This window comes from Nocardia sp. NPDC004718 (genome assembly GCF_053601535.1).
Genome location: NZ_JBSGCA010000023.1, coordinates 40,394 through 60,513, shown reverse-complemented (window position 1 = coordinate 60,513; position 20,120 = coordinate 40,394). Strand labels below are relative to the sequence as shown.

Below are 20,120 nucleotides of genomic sequence, written 5' to 3'. Positions count from 1 at the left end.
CCGCGCGCTCGGGTGATCGCGGCCGCGGTGGCGGGTCAGCGGCGATGGCGCAGGGCGGCGGCGACCAAGTCGCGGAAAGCGTCGACCTCGTCGCGCTGATAGCCGCGAGTGCCGAGGCGGGCCTCGGTGAAGCGGACGGCCTCGACGTCGGTGAGGGTGAGGCTGCCCGGTCCGCCGTGCGCGAGGGTCGCGGCGACCAGATCGAGGAACGCGCCGACCTCTTCCTCGTTGTATCCGCGCCTGCCCACCGGGGCCTGGCTGAATCGCATGCGCTGCACATCGTCGAAGGTGAGCATGGCGTGGCCGTTGCCGTTCGCGGCGGGCACCGGACGGACGCCGCGCTGCCGGAACTCCAGTTCCGCGCGCAGCTGGTCGAGGTACTCGTCCACCTGGTCGGCGCGGTAGCCGCGCTGGCCGAGCCGGGGCGCGCCGAAACCGACATGCCGCAGATCGTCGGCGGCGAGCACGCCGTGCCCGGCCAGCGTCGCGGCGACGAGTTCGAGGAAGGCATCCACCTCGTCCGCGTGATAGCCGCGATGCCCGAGCGTCGGGGTCGCGAAACGGGTGCGGCGCACGTCCTCCGGAGTCACGGGCGACATTCTGTCAGGCTCGGCGCGTCCGGCCGATCGGAAGGGAAACTTCGCGATTCCCCGGCCTTTTGCGAACAAGGGCCGTCCCCCTGGCGAAAGCGTCGGATCAGTGCGCCTCACCCTAGCGCCGGTGGGGGTGTCAGGGGGATTGCCGAGGTGCTCAGTCCTTGCGCACGCCGTCCACGAGCAGGCGGCGGATCGCCTGGTTCAGTCCCGCGATCGCGGCCTCGTCGGGTTCGCGTAGCGAGTAGACGATGCCCCCGATCAGCATGCCGGTCACCGCGCGCGCGGTGTTCAGCGTGTCCAGGTCGGCGCGCAGGTAGCCCTGCTCGACACCGTGGTCGAGATAGCCCGCGGTCAGCGCGTCGGCGGTATCGAGCAGTCCGTACAGCCGCTGGGTGAGCTCGTCGTCGATGCCGGTGGCGTGGAACAGCAGCAACTGGGCCACCCGGCGATCGGTCAGCAGGATCTCGGTGAGGGCCACGCCGATGCGGTCGATCTGGGCGCGGTATTCGTCGAGGGTGGCGGCGGCGTCCGGGGCGTTCTCGGTGCCGAGGGCGGCGATGATGCGCGCGGCGAGGTCATCGATGACGTGGTCGATGATGTCGCGTTTGTTGCTGAAGTAGCGGTAGAAGGTGCCGTGACCGATGCCGAGCTGTCCCGCGATGTCGGCGATGCCGGTGGCGTGATAGCCCTTCTCGGCGAAACAGACGAAGGCGGTGTCGATGATCTCTTGCCGCAGTTCGGCTTTCCGTCGTTCGGCACGCGTGGATGGCTTCGTCACCTTCCCGATGATACAGTCATCACAAACGGAATGATGTGTCATTCCGTGATATGTGGTTCAGCTAGCAGGAGGTTCGGTGTGGCGCCTCAATACGACGCGGTCGTGGTCGGTGCGGGGTTCGGCGGTATGGGGGCCGGTATTCAGCTCGATCGGCTCGGCCTGGGCAAATACGTCATCCTCGAACGCGAGGACGATCTGGGCGGCACCTGGCACGTCAACCACTATCCGGGTCTCGCGGTCGACATCGCCTCGGTCACCTACTCCTACTCGTTCGAACCGAATCCGCACTGGTCGCGGCTGTTCGCGCCGGGCGAGGAGCTGAAGAAGTACGCCGCGCACGTCGCCGACAAGTACGGCCTGCGCCGCCGCATGCGCTTCGGCACCGTCGTCGACGGCGCGCGCTGGGACGAAGAGCGGCAACACTGGGTGGTTTCGATCGCGGGCGGGGAAACTGTCACCGGCCGGTACCTGCTGACGGCGACGGGATTCCTGTCCCAGCCCTACACCCCGCCGTTCCCCGGCATCGACTCGTTCGCGGGCAAGATCATCCACACCACCGCGTGGGAGGACGACTTCGACCTCACCGGCCGCACGGCCGCGATCATCGGCACCGGTGCAACCGCCGTGCAGCTGGTGCCCGAGGTGGCCAAGAAGGCGCGGGCGCTCACGGTGTTCCAGCGCACCCCGATCTGGGTGGTGCCGAAGGTCGACAGCGCGATTCCCGCCCCGGTGCGCAAGCTGTTCGAACGGGTCCCCGCCACGCAGAAGGCCGCGCGACTGGTCAACACCAGCCTGCTGGAGGCGCTGATGGTGGTCGGGGTGCTGCACTTCAAGCAGGCCAAGCTGCTGAACAAGGGGGCGGGAGCGCTGGCCAAGGCGCACCTGCGGGCGTCCGTGCGCGACAAGGAGACGCGCAGGCAGCTGACACCGCACTACGATTTCGGGTGCAAGCGGCCCACCTTCTCCAACCACTACTTCACCACGTTCAACCAGCCGCACGTGCGCCTGGAGACGAATTCGATCGACCACATCGAGCCGGACGGCATCGTCACCGCCGACGGGCACAAGACCGAGATCGACACCCTGATCCTGGCCACCGGCTTCAATCTGTGGGACGTGAACTTCCCGGCCATCGAGATCATCGGCCGGGACGGGGTGAACCTCGGGAAGTTCTGGCGGGACAATCGTTTCCAAGCCTACGAGGGCATCACGGTGCCGAAGTTCCCCAACTTCCTCAGCCTCAACAGTCCGTACTCCTACAGCGGCCTGTCCTACTTCACCACCATCGAAGCCCAGATGAAGCACATGGGCAGATTGTTCGGCGAGTTGCGCCGCCGGGGCGAGACCACCTTCGAGGTCAGCGAGCAGGCCAACGCCGCGTTCCTGGACCGGGTGACCGACAAGCTGGGCTCCTCGGTCTTCTACGGCGGCGACTGCGCCACCGCGCGCAGCTACTACTTCAACCAGCACGGCGAGGCCGCCCTGCTGCGGCCCACCAGCACACTGAACGCCCATCGCGAAGCGGTCGCCTTCCCGCTGGAGGACTACGTCTACGGCAAGACCGCCTGACACCGCTGTCTCCGCTGGCCCGCCGGAGCGTTCCCCGGCGGGCGAGCCGGTTGTGCGATCTGGGCCGTTGTAGCTGCCCAGCGGGCGTGCGGGTGTGGCACCCGCGCAGCGAACTGGCAGACTGTGTGGGTACTTGCCCATCCCACCCACGACACTAGGGACTGACTTCGACGATGGAACTGCTGTTTCCGCTGCTACTGGTAGCCCTGCTCGTGCCGATGTTCCTCGGTGTCCGCCGTCAGAAGCGGGAAGCCGAGAAGGTCACCCAGATGCAGGACAGCCTGAAGATCGGCGATCAGGTCGTCACCACGTCGGGTCTGTACGGCACCGTGGTCGAACTCGACGACACCACGGTCGACCTCGAGATCGCCGAGGACGTGGTCACCACGTGGCTGCGCCAGGCCGTTCGTGAGGTGCGCACCGAGGACCAGGTGAGCACCGAGGAGACCGGCTCGGAGACCACCGGCTCGGACACCGCCGAGGCCGTCGAGGAATCCGCCGAGCAGACCGAGACCCGCCTGACCAAGGACTGATCGTTCCGGTTGTGCCCCGGCTCGCCGGATGTCGCCGCGGCCGTCCGTCCGCGCACCCGGCGGCGCTGGTGCACGTCCGCATGTTCCATCCTCGACTTCCCGCCTAGGAGATGACGTACTGTGCCACCTTCCCAGGGATCGGCGCACCCGCTGCGGCTGCTCGGTGTCTACGCCGCGCTGCTGGCCGTGATCTATGCGCTGGTGTTCTTCACCGGTGACAAGTCCCCGACACCCAAGCTCGGTATCGACCTGCAGGGCGGCACCCGCGTGACGCTGTCCGCGCGCACGCCGGACGGCAGCAAGCCGAGCCAGGACAGCCTGAAGAAGGCGCAGGACATCATCGAGAACCGGGTAAACGGCCTCGGTGTCGGCGGATCCGAGGTCGTCATCGACGGCGACAACATCGTGATCACCGTGCCCGGCGACGACGGGCAGCAGGCGCGCGCGCTGGCGACCACGGCCAAGCTCTACATCCGTCCCGTGCTGCAGGCCGTGCCCGCGGCCGGACGCGGCGCGACCCCGCAGACCGCGCCGGGCACCCAGCCCGCGCCCGCCGCGCAGCCGGAGACCACGCAGCCCGCCGCGCCGGAGACCACCGAGCCCGCGCCCGCCCCGCAGCAGCGCGTGTTCCCCGCTCAGCAGCCGACGCAGCCACCCACGGATCCCGGCTTGGAGCCCACCGAAGAGTCGACCAAGGAGATCCAGGCGGCCAAGGCCCTGCGCCAGAGCACCGACCAGTCGGTGCAGCAGGCCGCGCTGGCCACCATGGACTGCGGGAAGGCCGATCCGCTCGCGGGCAACGACGACCCGGCCCTTCCGCTGGTGACCTGCTCGACCGATGGCACCGAGGTCTTCCTGCTGGACAAGAGCCGCATCGACGGCCAGGAGATCAAGGACGCCACCTCGGGCCTGAACCAGCAGCAGGCCAGGCACGAGGTCTACCTGGACTTCAAGTCCGGCGGCAGTGACGCGTGGGCGTCGCTCACCGGTGAGTACGTCTACAAGCGGGTCGCGTTCGTGCTCGACTCGAAGGTGGTCAGCGCACCCGTCGTGCAGCAGGGCCCGCAGCAGGGCGGCCGCACCCAGATCTCCGGCAACTTCACCGCGACGTCGGCGAAGGAACTGGCGAACACGCTGAAGTACGGTTCGCTGCCGCTGTCGTTCCAGACTTCGGAAGCCGAGACGGTGTCCGCGACGCTGGGCCTGTCCTCGCTGAAAGCGGGCCTGCTCGCCGGCGCGGTCGGCCTGCTGGTGGTGCTGCTGTACTGCCTCCTGTACTACCGGATGCTCGGATTCGTCACCGGTCTGTCGCTGGTGGCATCGGGATTCGCGGTGTACGGCATCATGGTGCTGCTCGGGCGCTGGATCGGATTCACGCTCGACCTCGCGGGCATCGCCGGTCTGATCATCGGTATCGGTATGACCGCCGACTCGTTCGTGGTGTTCTTCGAGCGGATCAAGGACGAGATGCGGGAGGGCCGCAGCTTCCGTTCCGCCGCTCCGCGCGGCTGGCAGCGCGCCCGCCGGACCATCCTGTCCGGCAACGCGGTCAGCTTCATCGCCGCGGCGGTGCTCTACATCCTGGCCGTCGGGCAGGTGAAGGGCTTCGCGTTCACCCTCGGTCTCACGACGATCCTCGACGTGGTCGTGGTGTTCCTGGTCACCTCGCCGCTGGTGCTGCTCGCTTCGCGGACGGCGTTCTGGTCCAAGCCGTCGGTGAACGGCCTCGGCGCGATCCAGCAGGTCGCCCGCGAGCGGAAGGCGGCCGAGGCCGCACTCGGGAAGGCGTGAGGACGATGACCAACAGCCACACCACCCCGTCGCTCGACAAGACGAGCGCCACCGAGATCACCGACGTGTTCGCGGCGGTCGGCGACCCGCAGACGCCCAAGCACGGCTTCTTCAACCGCCTCTACACCGGCACCGGCGCGATCGACGTGATCGGCAAACGCCGGATGTGGTACATCATCACCGCCGCGATCGTGCTCGTCTCGCTCGGCAGCATCATCTTCCGCGGCTTCAACTTCGGCATCGACTTCGAGGGCGGTTCGCGCATCCAGTTCCCGGCGGGGAACGCGACCACCAGCGCGGTGGAGAATGTCTACCGCGGCGCGATCGGCACCGACCCGGTCTCGGTGCAGACCGTCGGCGCCGGCGGATCGGCCACCATGCTGATCCGGTCCGAGGCGCTGAACCAGAAGCAGGTCGAGGCGCTCAACAGCGCGCTGTTCGCCGAGTTCCAGCCGAAGGACAAGTCCGGCAACCCGAGCCGGGCCGCGATCAGCACCTCCGACGTCAGCGAGACCTGGGGCAGCCAGATCACGCGCAAGGCGATCATCGCGCTCGCGGTGTTCCTCGTGCTCGTCGCGGGCTATATCGCGATCCGCTACGAGGCGCACATGGCGATCGCGGCGCTGGCGGCGCTGGCCTTCGACGTCACGGTCACCGCGGGCGTGTACTCACTGGTCGGGTTCGAGGTCACCCCGGCGACCGTGATCGGCATCCTGACCATTCTCGGCTTCTCGCTCTACGACTCCGTCGTCGTGTTCGACAAGGTGGAGGAGAACACCCACGGTATCCTGCACCTGACTCGGCGCACCTACGGCGAGCAGGCCAACCTCGCGGTGAACCAGACGCTCATGCGCTCGATCAACACCGCCTTGATCGGCATCCTGCCGATCGTGGGGCTGATGGTGATCGCGGTGTGGATGCTGGGCGTCGGCACCCTGAAGGATTTGGCGCTGGTACAGCTGGTGGGTCTGCTGGTCGGCACGTACTCCTCGATCTTCTTCGCGACCCCGCTGCTGGTCTCGATCAAGGAACGCTGGGGGCCCGTGGCGGCGCACACGAAGAAGGTTCTGGCCAAGCGGGCCGGCGCGGCGAGCGCCCGTGCGGGCGTCGCGGCGGAGCGCCGGGCGAGCATGGCAGCCGGGCGGGACTACGAAGACGCGCCGCGCAAGCAGCGCGCGGCGGGGCAGGCGCCGCGACCCGGCGCGCGCCCGAGCGGCAAACGGCACAAGAGGCGGAACTGACACCAGGCAAGGGGTTTCATGCGACAGCCACGCAGTGCGGTACGACTGATCGGAGCGCTCGCTGCGGGGACGCTGGCCGCCGGGCTGATGGTCGGCTGCTCCAGCAAGAATCAGGTGCCCTCCATCGGTTACGCCACCGATGCCACCATCGCCACCTATAACGGCGCCAGCTCGCTCGGGGCGAGTTCCGGGTCCTCCGCGGTGTTCTCCCGGGTACTGACCGGCTTCTTCTACACCGGTCCGGACGGCCAGCAGGTCGCCGACACCGACTTCGGGACCGCCAAGGAGGTGCCGGGCGAGTCGCAGACCATCCAGTACCGCCTCAACCCCGACGGCGTGTACTCCGACGGTGTGCCGACCTCCTGCGACGACTTGGTCCTGGCTTGGGCCGCCCGCAGCGGGCGGTACACCAAACCCGGTGATCGGGGCCCTGTTCCGCTGTTCGACGCCGCGAGCACCAGCGGCTACGACGCCATCGAGCGGGTCGACTGCCAGCCCGGCTCTCGGGATGCCACGGTGGTGTTCCGGCCCGGCAGGCGGTACCTGCCGTGGCGCAACCTGTTCACGGCTGGTGAGCTGATGCCCGCGCACGTCGCGGCCCAAGTGGCGAACGTGCCCAACGTGGTGTCGGCGTTGCAGACCGGCGATCCGAACGCCCTCGGCAGGATCGCGGAGTTCTGGAACACCGGATGGACCATTCCGGCCGACGGACGGCTCGACCTGTCGCGTTTCCCCTCGTCGGGGCCCTACCGCATCGAATCCTTCGGCAGCGAAGACGGTTTGGTGCTGGTGGCCAACGAGCGCTGGTGGGGAAACAAACCGGCGACCGGGCGGATCGTGGTGTGGCCCAAGACCTTCGACTTGAAGAAGAAGGTCGGCGACAACGCCGTCGGCGTGCTCGACGTCGGCGCGCACTCGGTGAAGGACCTGAATCTGAACGGCTTCTCGGTGCAGACCCTGCCCGGCCGCGGCGCCGAGCAGTTGACGCTGTCCACCGGCGGGGTGTTCGCCTCGGTCGAGGCGCGCCGGGCGTTCGCGCTGTGCCTGCCGCGCCAGACGCTGTTCGACAAGCTCGCGAAGGTGCCGGACGCACCCAAGACCGGGCTCGGCTCCGGACCACTGAACGCGCATATCCTGCAACAGGATTCCCTGCTCTACCCGGCGGTCATCGGCGCGTCGAACAAGTACTCCGGCGGTGACGTGGCGAACGCGACCAGGGCCGTCGCCGCCTCCGGCGCACCGAATCCCACCGTCCGGATCGGCTACGCGGGCCCGGACGACCGGCGCGCGCAGACGGTCACCATGATCGCCGAGGCCTGCAAACCGGCGGGCATCACCGTGGTGGACGCCGGAGCGCCCGATTTCACTCCCGCCCGGCTCACCGAGGGCAAGGTCGACGCCGTGCTCGGCAGCACCGCGTCGGCCCCCGGTCCGGCGGGCTCGATCGGGGGAGTGGCCGCGACCAGCGCGTTGCGCACCGGTAACGGTCTCAATTTCGGACGGTACGGCAACGGCCGTTACGATGCGATCACCGATCAGCTCGGGGCCGACGACAGTGCGGCCGCACAGCTGAATCTGCTCACCGAGGCCGAGAACCTGCTGTGGGCGGAGCTGCCGAGCATTCCGTTGTTCGCCACCCCGCGCACGATCGCCTTCGGCAAGGGGCTGCGCAACGGGATCGCCGCCCCCAACCAGGCCGGAACCGGCTGGAACATGGACCGGTGGGTGCTCGAGCGGTGATAGACGGTGTGGGTGATGTGATCATGGAGAGGTGTCGATGAGCAAGCACGCGGCGATCGAGTCCGAGAATGTAGCCGCCGAACGGACCACCAGAGCCGCCGAGGTGGTCGACCGTTTGACCCGTTGGCACGACGACTTCCCCACGCCCGGTGTACGTTTCGCGGATCTCACCCCGGTGTTCGCCGACGCCGAGGGCTTCCGCGCCGTGGTCGATTGCCTGGCCGCGTGCGCACCCGACGCCGATCTGGTTGCCGGCGTCGACGCTCGTGGCTTCCTGCTCGGTGCGGGTGTCGCCGCGTCCCTCGGCACCGGCGTGCTCGCCGTCCGCAAAGCGGGCAAACTGCCGCCGCCGGTGATCAGCCGGGAGTACAGCCTCGAATACGGCACCGCCGCGCTGGAGATTCCCGCGGACGGCCTCGACCTGACCGGCCGTCGCGTTCTGTTGCTGGATGACGTCCTCGCCACCGGCGGCACACTCGCCGCCGCGGCCGAGCTCTTCAAGCAGGCGGGCGCCGAAGTGGCCGCCGCCGCGGTGGTGCTGGAACTCGGCTTCCTGGGCGGGCGCGCCCGGCAGGGCGACTACCCGCTGACCTCGATCGTTCAGCTCTGAGCCGACACCGGCCGCCCGCAGGGAGCCGCTCGCAGCCTAATTCTGTTGCTCGCCAACAGAAGCGACTGGGGAGCGCGGCAGCTGCGGCAGTTGGTAGCGGACGGGAACCTGGAGGGGCGACTCGGGCCTTTCCGAGGAGCGCCCCTATCCACTGCCCGCGGCCGTCGCCGCCGCCATCCGCGCGTCGTCCTGACGAACAGTGTGATCCGAATCGCACTGGCGCATCTGCCGAAGTTGTGATTAACCTGTAGAGGTCTTATTTCCGTTGATCGGAGTTCTGCCGTTGCTCATTTGAGGTAGCCACCGTGCGGCCCGCATTCGCGCGCCGTGTCTCGTCGCAACCTCTGGGAGCTGGCATGACCAATCTGTCTTTTTCCGATCTCACTTTCGGCTGGCCGGACGGCACCCCCGTTTTCGAGGGCCTCGACGCCGTGCTCGGCCCCGGTCACATCGGCCTGGTCGGCGGGAACGGTGCGGGTAAATCCACCTTGCTGCGGTTGATCGCGGGGGAGCTGAAGCCCGTTCGCGGGTCCGTCACGGTCGCCGGGCATCTCGGGTATCTGCGCCAAGACCTCGGTCTGGGCGTTGGGCAGCGCGTCGACGCGGTGCTGGGCATCGCGGAGGTGCGAAAAGCATTGCACCGCATCGAAGCCGGTGCGGGCAGCGAGACCGACTTCGACTCGGTCGGCAACCAGTGGGATGTCGAGGAGTGGGCGTTGGCGTTGCTGGCCCGGCTCGGCCTGCACTATGTCGCCGACTCGGTGGAGCATCTCGATCGCACGCTCGACACCCTGTCCGGCGGCGAGACGGTGCTGCTCGGGCTGGTCGCCGAGCTGCTCGCCGAGCCCGACGTGCTGCTGCTGGACGAACCGACGAACAACCTGGATCGGGTGGCTCGCGCACGGCTCTACGAGGTGATCGGCCAATTCTCCGGCACGGTGCTCACGGTCAGCCACGACCGTGCGCTCCTGGATCGGATGGCGACCATCGCGGAGCTGCGCCACGGCGAACTCCGGTTGTTCGGCGGCAATTTCAGCGAGTACGAGCGGATCGTCGCCGCCGAGCAGGAGGCGGCCCGCGCCGCGATCCGGGACGCGCGCAGCGATGTCCGCAAGCAGGCCCGCGAACTCGTCGAGGCGCGCATCAAACTGGACCGCAGGCAGCGGTACGGGCAGAAGATGTGGGACCAGAAGCGGGAGCCCAAAATCGTGATGGGAGAACGCAAACGGCAGGCGCAGGTTTCCGCCGGCAAGTTGCGCAACAACCACATCGAAAAGTTGGACTCCGCCAAGGAACAGCTCGAGCAGGCCAAGGAGTTGTTGCGCGACGATCGGGAGATCCGGGTGGAGTTGCCCGACACGCGGCTGTATCCCGGTCAGGACGTCATCGAGCTGGACGGAGTCGAGCTGGCGTGCGGGCCGACGGTGGCGTTGCGGGTGTCCGGTCCGGAGCGGATCGCGTTGACCGGCCGCAACGGCGTCGGCAAGACGACGCTGCTGCGGCGCATCGTCGAGGAGGGGCCGAAGGTGCCGTGGCGGATGCTGCCGCAGCGCTTGGATGTCTTCGACGAGCGGAAGACGGTATTCGAGAATGTCGCCTCCACCGCGCCGCACGCCTCCGCCGAGCGGATCCGGGCGCAGCTGGCCCGCTTCCTGTTCCGCGGCGCGGACGCCGACGTCGCGGCGGCGGCGCTGTCCGGCGGTGAACGGTTGCGCGCGGCGCTGGCGATGCTGCTGCTGGCCGACCCCGCGCCGCGCCTGCTGCTACTGGACGAGCCGACCAACAACCTCGACCTGCCCAGCCTGGAACACCTCACCCAGGCGCTGGCCGGCTTCGAGGGCGCGCTGATCGTGGTCAGCCACGATCCGCGCTTCCTCGACGACATCGGGGTGACCCGGCGCCTGGAACTCACCGCGGCGGGATTGACGGAGACGCTGGTGACCTGACCCGCCGTCGGCTCAGCAGCGTCGAGAGCCGCTTCGGGGCCACGAGTCGGTAACCGCCGCGGACGATCTCGGCGACCTCGTCCCAGTGGGGTTCCACATCCAGCCGGACGCCGATCCAGCCGCGGTGCCCGACGCAGGGCGGCACACGGAACCGGGCGGGCTCGGCGGCTACCGGTACGGACTGCACACCCAGGGAGCCGGGTAACAGATCGTCGTGCCCGGCTCCCGGTGTTCACGCGGCCCGAGCTGCCCGTCGGATGACGCCGGGATGTTCGACCAGGCCTGCCGCCAGTCGCAGTGCGAGATAGGTGAGCGTCAACCATGGACGCAGGTGCGGTTGCAGCGTGCGGATACGGCCCTGCTCGTCGAGCCGCAGCACCAGCGTTTCGGTCAGCCGGAACGGTCCGGTCTCGGCTTCGGCCAGCAGGACGCGCCGCGCGCCGTCGCCGATCTCGTGACAAATGGCTCGCGGGCGCGGAAGGCCCGCCCGCCGTAGTGGTCCATCGCGAGTGCGGGCGGCGAACGTCCGGCGTGGCGGTGTGCCGGGAGTGCGGTGGTTCGCTGACCGCGGACAATGTCCGGTGGCTTTCCGGACCCGGTGGCAGGCAAGCGCCGGGAACGATGCTGATCGGGGGAGTGCTCGAAGCCGCAGACGCCGCGGACTGACCGCACACGGATGGCGTATCCGGTCGCGGCGTGAAGGGTACGCGAACACGTCCGCGGCGTACGGCGAGGAGGGTCCGCGTACCGCGCGGCCGGTCGGGCAGGATGGACGGCCGTGGAGCAGTCCGTTGTGTCGGTGGATGTCGTGGCGTTGCGGTTCTGGGACGAGGACGGCGGCGTCCGCTTCGGCATCGCGCCACGTGTGATGGAACCGTTCGCGGGGCGGTTGGCCCTGCCGGGTGTGCTGCTCGGACGAGGCGAGCGGTTGGCCGTGGCGGCGCGGCGTGCGGTGCACACCAAATTGGGCGTGCCGGACGCCGCCATCGGCGCGGTGGGGCAGTTGGTGACCTTCGACGAGCCCAACCGCGACCCGCGCGGCCCGACACTCTCGATCGCGATGTGGGCGGTGGTAGGGCCGCACGAGGGCCCGGCGCGGTGGACCGGGTTCGACGAGGTGCCCGAGCTGGCGTTCGACCACGACCGCATCGTCGGCGTGGCCCGCGGTGTCCTGACCGGGTTGTTGTCGGAGCACCCGCCCGCGGGACGCTCGCGCGCCGTTCCTCGAGGGCGTGAACCGGATTCGCGAGACAACGATCGAGGGCGCCGCGACACTCCGGTCAGCGGCGCGGCGCGTACATGATGACCGTGACGCCGACCAGGCAGATCGCCGCACCGAGGTAGTCCCAGCGATCGGGGCGGAACTTGTCCACCAGCATGCCCCAGGCCAGCGAGCCCGCGACGAAGACACCGCCGTAGGCGGCCAGGATGCGGCCGAAGTTCGGGTCCGGCTGGAAGGTGGCGACAAAGCCGTAGACGCCGAGCGCGAGCACGCCCGCGGCGATCCAGGCGACGCCGCGCTGTTCTCGCCAGCCCTGCCACACCAGCCAGGCGCCGCCGATCTCGGCGAGCGCGGCGAGGGCGAACAGCAGCAGTGAACGGGCGACGATCATGGCGGGGACGGTACTTGCTCGCGGTCCGCCGGACGTCGCGAGCCCGGCCCGGCCTCGTAGACGGCGTAGGTGCGCCGCAGCACCGGGTAGGAGACGTTGCGTACCGGCACGCCGCCCTGCGTGCGGCCGAATTCGGTACCGCCATGGGCATGTCCGTGGACGGCGAGCACCGCCCCGCCCGCGTCGACCGCCTCGGCCAGATCATGGCAACCCAGGCCAGGGTAGATCTTGGGCGGTTCCCCGGCCAAGGTGCCGACGACGGGCGCGAAATGCGTGAGCGCGATGCGAGTTTCGCAGTCGATCCGGCCGAGTGCCCGGCGTAGGCGAAGGGCGTCGACCGGGCCGCGCTGCATGCGAGCGCGGTGTTCGGCGGACCCCTCGTCCGGTGTGCCGGGATGGCCGGGGAAGCCACCGCTGCCGCCCATGACTCCGGCGACGCCGAGCCGAATGCCGTTGATCTCGAGACAGATCGAAGTGCCGTCGAGCACGTGGACGCCCACCGTGGTGAGCCGTGCCGCGATCAGGTCGCCCGATTCGTCGTCATGGTCGTGATTGCCGAGTACGGCGAACACCGGCACGGGAAGACTTTCGAGTTCCGCGCACAGCAGATCGGCTTGCGAGCGGGTGCCGCCATCGGTGAGATCGCCTGCGAGCAAAAGGACATCGGCGGCTTCCGACAGGCGCAGGAAGTCCGGACGAAAACGCCCGGCCACGGCCGCGTGCATATGCAGGTCGCCGACGGCCGCGACGCGAATGCGCTCGGCGGTGCGCGCTGGGGTCACAACGGCCAGCCAGCCATACCGGCGAAGGGCGTGTCAAGCGACGGCGCGAAGCACGTCCGCGACGGCCGACCGGGGGCAGAGCAGGAAACTTCGCGTTCACCCGACAGCGACCCATCGTGAGGTTTTTATATAGCTGTTGGCTATTCCTTGTTCGGGGGCTGTTCAGTGAGACTACGGGCAGTGTGGCGTCCGATGAAACGTCCATGAACACTGCCGCGGCGGGCTATCGCGCGCGCCGGTCGCTCCCGCATGGTCGCGATATGAGCGGAGCGCAACTGCTGTCGAAAGTCGTTGCCACCGCGGCGGCTGTGTTCCTCCCGCTGTCCGCCGCGGCCGGAGTCGCGCATGGCGAGGCGCCCGCGGCCAAAGTGGTCGTGATCGGGTTGGACGGCTTGATGTACGGCAAGGTCGAGCAGGCGCAGGCGCCTGATCTGCTGCGGCTGAGCGGCGAGGGCTTGCTCAGCCGTTCGTCCATCGCCCCGCACATCACCATCTCCGGTCCGTCCTGGGCCACCGTGCTGACCGGCGTGTGGGATCGCAAGCACGGAATCACGAACAACCAGTTCACCGCCGCGCCGTTCGCGCGGTACCCCACCGTGTTCACCCAACTCGAACGCGCTCGGCCCGCATCGAAGACCCAGTCCATCGCCACCTGGGACCAGATCGCCACGATGACCGGCAGCGGCAGCCCGCGCGCCGACGTCGTCGTCTCCACCGCGCCCGTGCCGGACGATCCGGACGAGTCGCGTACCGACGCCGCCACCGCCGACGCCGTGGCGTCCGCGATCGGCAGGTTCGCGCCCGACCTGCTGTTCACCCACCTGGACCAGGTGGACCACGCCGGTCACGGCGCGGGTGGCGCCTCGCGCGCCTACCTCGACGCGGTGCAGCGCATCGATGCCCTGGTCGGGCGCATCGTCGCCGCGGTGGACGCCCGCGCCGCCGCCCACCCCGCCGAGCGGTGGACCGTCCTGGTCACCGCCGACCACGGCCACACCCCCGAAGGCGGGCACGGCGGCCAGTCCCCGGACGAGACGACCAACTTCGTCATCGCTCGCGGCCCGGACTTCCGGCCCGGCGCCACCAGTACCCGAGCCACCCTGGTCGACATCACCCCGACCGTGCTCGATCTGTTCGACGTCGCTCCCGGCGCCGATCTCGACGGTCGCTCGCTTCGTTCCGAGCCCGGCTCCGACCGGACGCCGTTCGCTGGATCCCAGCCCGCCGCCATTCGCTGACCGCGCCTGTCTCGCCTCGACTCGTAGTTCTCGCCCCACCGGTTCGTGATCACGCCTCGTCGGTAGAAGCGCTGGTCAGGTGGATGAAGCTCGCTGCGGAGAGCGGCGCGTGCGCGGGGAGGCCATCGAGCGCCGTGCTCCGTCTGTGTCCGAAGTACGACGGTCGAAGAGGGTGGCCGGCACCGCTGCGCGCCCGCGCCGGTTCGTCGTCCCGGCACTCCGGCGCGCATCCTTCCGCAGCGGAGCGGACGTGGGTGCTCGGCCCGGACTAAAGTTGGTGGTCCGGGAGGTTGCACCGGTCGGATAGGGTGGTCCGATCGAGGCGCGGAGAGGTGGTGGCATGACTCAGCATCTGGGCGAGGCGAAGGTCGAGCAATCGACGTCGGGCCCGCGGTCGAACGGTGCGGGCGCCACCGACGCCGCGCAGTCCCCGAAACCGCCGGCGTCGGCGAACGCGACCCCGCCGCGTCAGCCCGGCACCTCTTCCGCCGTTCCGACCTCGGCTTCGCGCCGGGTGCGAGCCCGCCTCGCCCGCCGCATGACCGGGCAGCGCGGTATCGCGGCGGTCAAGCCGGTGCTGGAGCCGCTGGCCACCGTGCACCGCGAGCTGTACCCGAAGGCGAACCTGACGCTGCTGCAACGCGCGTTCGACGTGGCCGACGAGCGGCACAAGCATCAGTTCCGCAAATCGGGTGACCCGTACATCACCCATCCGCTCGCCGTGGCGAACATTCTCGCCGAACTCGGCATGGACACCACCACGCTGGTGGCCGCGCTGCTGCACGACACGGTCGAGGACACCGGCTACAGCCTCGAACAGCTCACCCAGGACTTCGGCTCCGAGGTCGCGCACCTCGTCGACGGCGTCACCAAGCTGGACAAGGTCAACCTGGGCGCGGCCGCCGAGGCCGAGACCATCCGCAAGATGATCATCGCGATGGCCCGTGACCCGCGTGTGCTGGTGATCAAGGTGGCCGACCGGCTGCACAACATGCGCACCATGCGTTTCCTGCCGCCGGAGAAGCAGGCCAAGAAGGCCAAGGAAACGCTGGAAGTCATCGCACCGCTCGCCCATCGCCTCGGCATGGCGACGGTGAAGTGGGAGCTGGAGGACCTCGCCTTCGCGATCCTGCACCCGAAGAAATACGACGAGATCGTCCGGCTGGTCGCCGACCGCGCGCCCTCGCGCGACACCTACCTGGCGAAGGTGCGGGCCGAGATCGTCAACACGCTGGCCGCGTCCCGGATCAACGCGATCGTCGAGGGCCGCCCGAAGCACTACTGGTCGATCTACCAGAAGATGATCGTCAAGGGTAAGGACTTCGACGACATCCACGACCTGGTCGGCATCCGCATCCTGTGCGACGAGGTGCGCGACTGCTACGCGGCCGTCGGCGTGGTGCACTCGCTGTGGCAACCCATGGCGGGACGGTTCAAGGACTACATCGCCCAGCCGCGCTACGGCGTCTACCAGTCGCTGCACACCACCGTGGTCGGTCCGGACGGCAAGCCGCTGGAGGTGCAGATCCGCACCCAGGACATGCACCGCACCGCGGAGTTCGGCATCGCCGCGCACTGGCGCTACAAGGAGACCAGGGGCAAACACTCCAACGACACCGCCGAGGTCGACGATATGGCGTGGATGCGCCAGCTGTTGGACTGGCAGCGTGAGGCCGCCGACCCGGCCGAGTTCCTGGAGTCGCTGCGCTTCGACCTGAAATCGCCGGAGATCTTCGTGTTCACGCCGAAAGGTGACGTGATCACGCTGCCGCAGAAGTCGACGCCGGTGGACTTCGCCTACGCCGTGCATACCGAGGTGGGGCACCGCTGCATCGGCGCCAGGGTGAACGGGCGCCTGGTCGCGCTGGAGCGTCAGCTGGAGAACGGCGAGGTCGTCGAGGTGTTCACCTCGAAGGCGCAGAACGCGGGACCCAGCCGCGACTGGCAGAACTTCGTGGTGTCGCCGCGCGCCAAGGCCAAGATTCGCCAATGGTTCGCCAAGGAGCGTCGCGAGGAGGCGCTGGAGAGCGGCAAGGAGCAGATCTCCAAGGAAGTCCGTCGCGTCGGGCTGCCGCTGCAGCGGTTGATGAGCGTCGACGCGATGACCGCCGTCGCCCACGAACTGCACTACACCGACATCTCCACGCTCTATACCGCCGTCGGTGAGCACCAGGTCTCCGCGCACCACGTGGTGCAGCGGCTGATGGCGCAGCTCGGCGGCATCGGCGACGTGGAGAACGAGCTGGCCGAACGCTCCACCCCGTCGACGACGCCGAGCAGGCAGCGGGTCACCGGCGACGCGGGCGTGCTGATCCCCGGCGCTCCCGGCACGGTCGCCAAGCTGGCGAAGTGCTGCACTCCGGTACCCGGCGACGAGATCATGGGTTTCGTGACCCGCGGTGGCGCGGTGAGCGTGCACCGTACCGACTGCACCAACGCCGGCTCCCTGCGTGAGCAGGCCGAACGGATCATCGACGTGTCCTGGGCCCCGTCGCCGTCCTCGGTGTTCCTGGTCGCCATCCAGATCGAGGCGCTCGACCGCACGCGGCTGCTGTCCGACGTGACCAAGGTGCTGGCCGACGAGAAGGTCAACATCCTGTCCGCCTCGGTGGCCACGCACGGCGACCGGGTGGCGATCAGCAAGTTCACCTTCGAGATGGGCGATCCGAAACACTTGGGGCACTTGCTGAATGTGGTGCGCAACGTGGAGGGCGTCTACGACGTCTACCGCATCACCTCTGCGGCCTGACGCGCGAACCCTTCGAGTAGCTGTCAATTAGCTCTCATCCCAAGGGTTTCCGCCTGCCGCCAACTCGGCTCCAGGGGTTGCCATTCGGGGCGCGATGCCGGAAACTTGTCGGACCCTTCCCCGGAACGCGCCACTGCGTGTCGCGTTCATCTCGGTGTGTCGTGGAAGTTTTCCGTCGATGCGGCAGTAATAGCCGTAATCTGTTACGGTCTATTGCGTTTCATGGCGTTGAGGTAGCTGCGGCTGACGACTTGATTGCGGATCGCTATGACTGGATACTCGGCAAGACTCTCGGGGATGCTGGTAGCACTCGCCGTGGCTGTGGCGACCGCCGGTGTCGCCGCGGCGGAGCCGTCGAATTCCGTTGGCCCGTCCACGAAGATCCGTCTCACGACCTGTCCCGCGTTGTACGCCTTGGGCATTCAAGGCACCGGTGAATCGTCGCCGGATGCCGCGCCCACCACCGACACCGGCATGCTCTCGACCGTGTTCCGCCCGATGATGGCGAAAGCTCCGGACACCGGACTCGTCGATCGGGCGTACGTGCCATACGAATCCGGTTTCGGCGGTGCGACAGCCGGTGGCGCGGTGCCGTATTCGGAATCCGTGGCCGGCGGCCTGGCCCGTCTGCGGAGCATGGCGGGGACTGTTGCCGAGGCTTGCCCGAACAGCCGGTTCGCGATCGTCGGTTATTCGCAGGGCGCGCACGTCGCCTCGATGTTCGCCCAGGAGGTCGGCCAAGGGCACGGTGCGCTGCCCGCCGAAAAGGTCGCCGCGGTCGCGTTGTTCGGCGACCCGACCCGCAATCCCGGTGCGCCGCTTTTTCCCGGCGCGCCCGGCAAGGCGACGCCGGACCCGGCGCCGGGAACCTCGGGGGACCGGCTGGTGTCCATCGCCGCACTGCCGCAGGCGCCCGCCACCGGCGGCGGCATCGGCCCGGAACGAGACAAGGCCGCGAATTTCGGGGCCCTCACGGGCCGGGTGGCGAGTTTCTGCGCGGCGGGGGATCTCGCCTGCGACGCCCCGGACGGCGCGCCCATCCTGAAGGCGGTCGCCAACGTGGCGGGCCAGTCCAAGCTCAGCGGCGGCGACCCGATCGCCTCACTGGTATCGATCGCGCAGGCGCTGGCGTTCACCTCCATCAAGACCGCGACCGAAGTGGTCAACGGCGACATCCAGGGCAACTCGCTGGCCACCCTGTCGATCTCGCCGCAGAAGTCGATCTCGCAGCGCCTCGCCGACGCCTCGGATCCACGAACTCCGCTGAATCTGCCCGCCGCGCTGCAGGCGCTGCTGAAAGTCGGCATGATCGGTTTGAACTCGGTGATCGCGGTGGTCCGGACGGTGATCGCCCCGGCGAACATCACCGAGCTCGCCACCGCGGGCCTGGCGAATCCGCCCGCCGCCCTGCTGTCGCTCGGGGTCAAGCTGCTCGGCGCCATTCCCCAGCTGATCCCGCCGACCACCGGCGTCCGTCTGGTCACCCAGGCGTTCGACGCGGTGGTGCAGAACATCACCGACAACAGCGAGCTGCTGAACACGACCACGTGGGTGCGCTACTGGGACACCGTGCAGCGTCACACCGCTTACACCAGCGCGACCGTCTCGGCGAACGGTGACGCACCCACCCAGTTCGTGGCCGACTGGTTCGCGGCGGTCGCTCGCGACATCGCCGACGCCTTCGGCAGCAAGGCCGAGCCGAGGGCCGTGCTGGAGAAGCAGCCGACCGGATTCTTCGGGGACGGCTCCGGCGCGTCTCCCACGCCGAGTTCGTCCGGTACGGGACAATTTCCGTTCGGGACAGGAGCCGACGGCGCCTCATCCAGCGGCGTGACGTCGATTCCGCCCACCGACCGAACCGGCACACCCAACACCTACCCGTTCTCCACGAACTGATCGCCGAGAGGGTCCGACGATGCGATACTGCGTGCCCTGCTCTGCGGGAATGGGGGAATGTTGAAGTCGTACAAACAGCTTTCCCGCTGGTACGGCGCTCTCGAGCCGGCGGTCGGTACGCCAGAGGCGGGCAAGCCGGATGAGGCGGACACCATCGCCCCGGCAGACGACGACGCGCCGTCGCGCTACCCGGACTACATCCGCGACGACACCGAGCCGTGGCAGCGCAAGCCCGAGGAGGTCCCGTCGGATCTGCCCGCGCAGCGCAGCGAATTCACCGGCGGGTGGTCGGATTGGGTGGTGACCGGACGGGCGCCCGGCCCCGATGACGACTACGTCGCGCCGCGGCAGGCCGAGCCGGTCAAGTTGCCGTGGGCCGACGACGACATACCCGAGCCGGTCGAGCGGCCGCGCCCTGCGGTGTCGCGTGCGCTGCGCCAAGCCGCCCGCGACCATCCGGCGGTGCGCCGGGCCCGGCTGCTGCTCATCGGGATCGCGGCGGTGCTGATCATCGCCGTCGCCGCGGTGTGCGTGCTGCTGGTGCTGCGCTCCGCCGCCGGTCGCGCCGCGCTGCCCAAGGACTCACATGTGTCCGCGTCGGTGCAGCTCACCGTCGGCGGTGTGCACGCGGGCGGTGACCCGCGCGCGGTGAGCGCGGGCGCCTGCCCGACCGAGCGCAGTGACGCGATCGTGCGCAGCGCGGAGCCGGGCGGCACGGGCTCCGGACCCGACGCGGTGCTGTCGTTCCAGTACGCGTACTACGTCGAACGTTCGGGGGACCGCGCCCGCGCGGCCGTCGCGGCGGACGCCGACGTCCAGCCCGCCTGGGTCATCCAGCGGGGCATCGACTCCGTCCCGATCGGCACGACGCACTGCGTGCGGATCGTGACGGTCGCGGACAACCGGTATTCGGTGGAGGTCACCGAGTACCGGCCCGGCGGCGCGCCCGCCACGTACAACAGGCAGACGGTCACCACCGCGGTGATCGACGGCCGCACCCTGATCACGGGTATCACGGCCGGATAAAGGAGAGCAGAG

17 protein-coding genes are annotated in these 20,120 nt (G+C 68.9%); 13 read left to right on the top strand and 4 right to left on the bottom strand.

Annotated elements, in window-relative coordinates; genetic code table 11:
• Nucleotides 1-35: 35 nt before the first annotated feature.
• Nucleotides 36-599, bottom strand: a complete 564-nt coding sequence (locus ACWEH3_RS19005; RefSeq protein ID WP_355070472.1) for a DivIVA domain-containing protein — start codon at nucleotides 597-599, stop codon at nucleotides 36-38.
• Between the two features lie 151 nt (nucleotides 600-750).
• Nucleotides 751-1,416: a TetR/AcrR family transcriptional regulator gene (locus ACWEH3_RS19000; protein ID WP_450021972.1), complete on the bottom strand. Its 666-nt coding sequence runs from the start codon at nucleotides 1,414-1,416 to the stop codon at nucleotides 751-753.
• Between the two features lie 36 nt (nucleotides 1,417-1,452).
• Here ACWEH3_RS19000 and ACWEH3_RS18995 point away from each other — a divergent pair, with 36 nt between their 5' ends.
• The 9 genes from ACWEH3_RS18995 (at nucleotide 1,453) to ACWEH3_RS18955 (ending at nucleotide 12,107) form a co-directional block, all read left to right on the top strand.
• Complete coding sequence (locus ACWEH3_RS18995) at nucleotides 1,453-2,943, top strand: flavin-containing monooxygenase (protein ID WP_450021974.1); 1,491 nt, start codon at nucleotides 1,453-1,455, stop codon at nucleotides 2,941-2,943.
• A 173-nt stretch (nucleotides 2,944-3,116) separates the two neighbouring features.
• Nucleotides 3,117-3,476, top strand: a complete 360-nt coding sequence (gene yajC / locus ACWEH3_RS18990; RefSeq protein WP_450021976.1) for a preprotein translocase subunit YajC — start codon at nucleotides 3,117-3,119, stop codon at nucleotides 3,474-3,476.
• A 120-nt stretch (nucleotides 3,477-3,596) separates the two neighbouring features.
• Nucleotides 3,597-5,267: a protein translocase subunit SecD gene (secD, locus tag ACWEH3_RS18985; RefSeq protein WP_450021978.1), complete on the top strand. Its 1,671-nt coding sequence runs from the start codon at nucleotides 3,597-3,599 to the stop codon at nucleotides 5,265-5,267.
• A 5-nt stretch (nucleotides 5,268-5,272) separates the two neighbouring features.
• Entirely contained in the window at nucleotides 5,273-6,508 is a 1,236-nt protein-coding gene (gene secF / locus ACWEH3_RS18980; RefSeq protein ID WP_450021980.1) for a protein translocase subunit SecF, read from the top strand.
• A gap of 18 nt (nucleotides 6,509-6,526) precedes the next feature.
• Nucleotides 6,527-8,248, top strand: coding sequence for an ABC transporter substrate-binding protein (locus ACWEH3_RS18975; protein ID WP_450021982.1), 1,722 nt, complete (start codon nucleotides 6,527-6,529; stop codon nucleotides 8,246-8,248).
• Between the two features lie 37 nt (nucleotides 8,249-8,285).
• Nucleotides 8,286-8,858, top strand: coding sequence for an adenine phosphoribosyltransferase (locus tag ACWEH3_RS18970; protein WP_355070486.1), 573 nt, complete (start codon nucleotides 8,286-8,288; stop codon nucleotides 8,856-8,858).
• Between the two features lie 356 nt (nucleotides 8,859-9,214).
• Nucleotides 9,215-10,804: an ABC-F family ATP-binding cassette domain-containing protein gene (locus ACWEH3_RS18965; protein ID WP_452358361.1), complete on the top strand. Its 1,590-nt coding sequence runs from the start codon at nucleotides 9,215-9,217 to the stop codon at nucleotides 10,802-10,804.
• 268 nt (nucleotides 10,805-11,072) lie between these two features.
• The gene (locus ACWEH3_RS18960) at nucleotides 11,073-11,300 is read left to right on the top strand and encodes a hypothetical protein (RefSeq protein WP_450025868.1); all 228 of its coding nucleotides are present in this window, start codon (nucleotides 11,073-11,075) and stop codon (nucleotides 11,298-11,300) included.
• 282 nt (nucleotides 11,301-11,582) lie between these two features.
• On the top strand, nucleotides 11,583-12,107 hold the full coding sequence (locus ACWEH3_RS18955) for an NUDIX hydrolase (protein ID WP_450025870.1): 525 nt from the start codon (nucleotides 11,583-11,585) through the stop codon (nucleotides 12,105-12,107).
• Here ACWEH3_RS18955 and ACWEH3_RS18950 read toward each other — a convergent pair.
• Nucleotides 12,085-12,417: a YnfA family protein gene (locus ACWEH3_RS18950; RefSeq protein WP_450025872.1), complete on the bottom strand. Its 333-nt coding sequence runs from the start codon at nucleotides 12,415-12,417 to the stop codon at nucleotides 12,085-12,087. The genes ACWEH3_RS18955 and ACWEH3_RS18950 overlap by 23 nt on opposite strands.
• Nucleotides 12,414-13,199, bottom strand: coding sequence for a metallophosphoesterase family protein (locus tag ACWEH3_RS18945; protein ID WP_450025874.1), 786 nt, complete (start codon nucleotides 13,197-13,199; stop codon nucleotides 12,414-12,416). The genes ACWEH3_RS18950 and ACWEH3_RS18945 overlap by 4 nt, the downstream gene beginning before the upstream one ends.
• 260 nt (nucleotides 13,200-13,459) lie before the next feature.
• Here ACWEH3_RS18945 and ACWEH3_RS18940 point away from each other — a divergent pair, with 260 nt between their 5' ends.
• From ACWEH3_RS18940 to ACWEH3_RS18925, 4 genes are all read left to right on the top strand, one after another.
• On the top strand, nucleotides 13,460-14,437 hold the full coding sequence (locus tag ACWEH3_RS18940) for an alkaline phosphatase family protein (RefSeq protein WP_450025876.1): 978 nt from the start codon (nucleotides 13,460-13,462) through the stop codon (nucleotides 14,435-14,437).
• 340 nt (nucleotides 14,438-14,777) lie between these two features.
• Nucleotides 14,778-17,186: a RelA/SpoT family protein gene (locus ACWEH3_RS18935; RefSeq protein WP_450025878.1), complete on the top strand. Its 2,409-nt coding sequence runs from the start codon at nucleotides 14,778-14,780 to the stop codon at nucleotides 17,184-17,186.
• Between the two features lie 297 nt (nucleotides 17,187-17,483).
• The gene (locus tag ACWEH3_RS18930; protein WP_450025880.1) at nucleotides 17,484-19,082 is read left to right on the top strand and encodes a cutinase family protein; all 1,599 of its coding nucleotides are present in this window, start codon (nucleotides 17,484-17,486) and stop codon (nucleotides 19,080-19,082) included.
• A 57-nt stretch (nucleotides 19,083-19,139) separates the two neighbouring features.
• Nucleotides 19,140-20,108 carry a hypothetical protein gene (locus ACWEH3_RS18925; RefSeq protein ID WP_450025882.1) on the top strand — a complete coding sequence of 323 codons (969 nt, stop codon included), beginning with the start codon at nucleotides 19,140-19,142 and terminating at the stop codon, nucleotides 20,106-20,108.
• Nucleotides 20,109-20,120 lie beyond the last annotated feature (12 nt).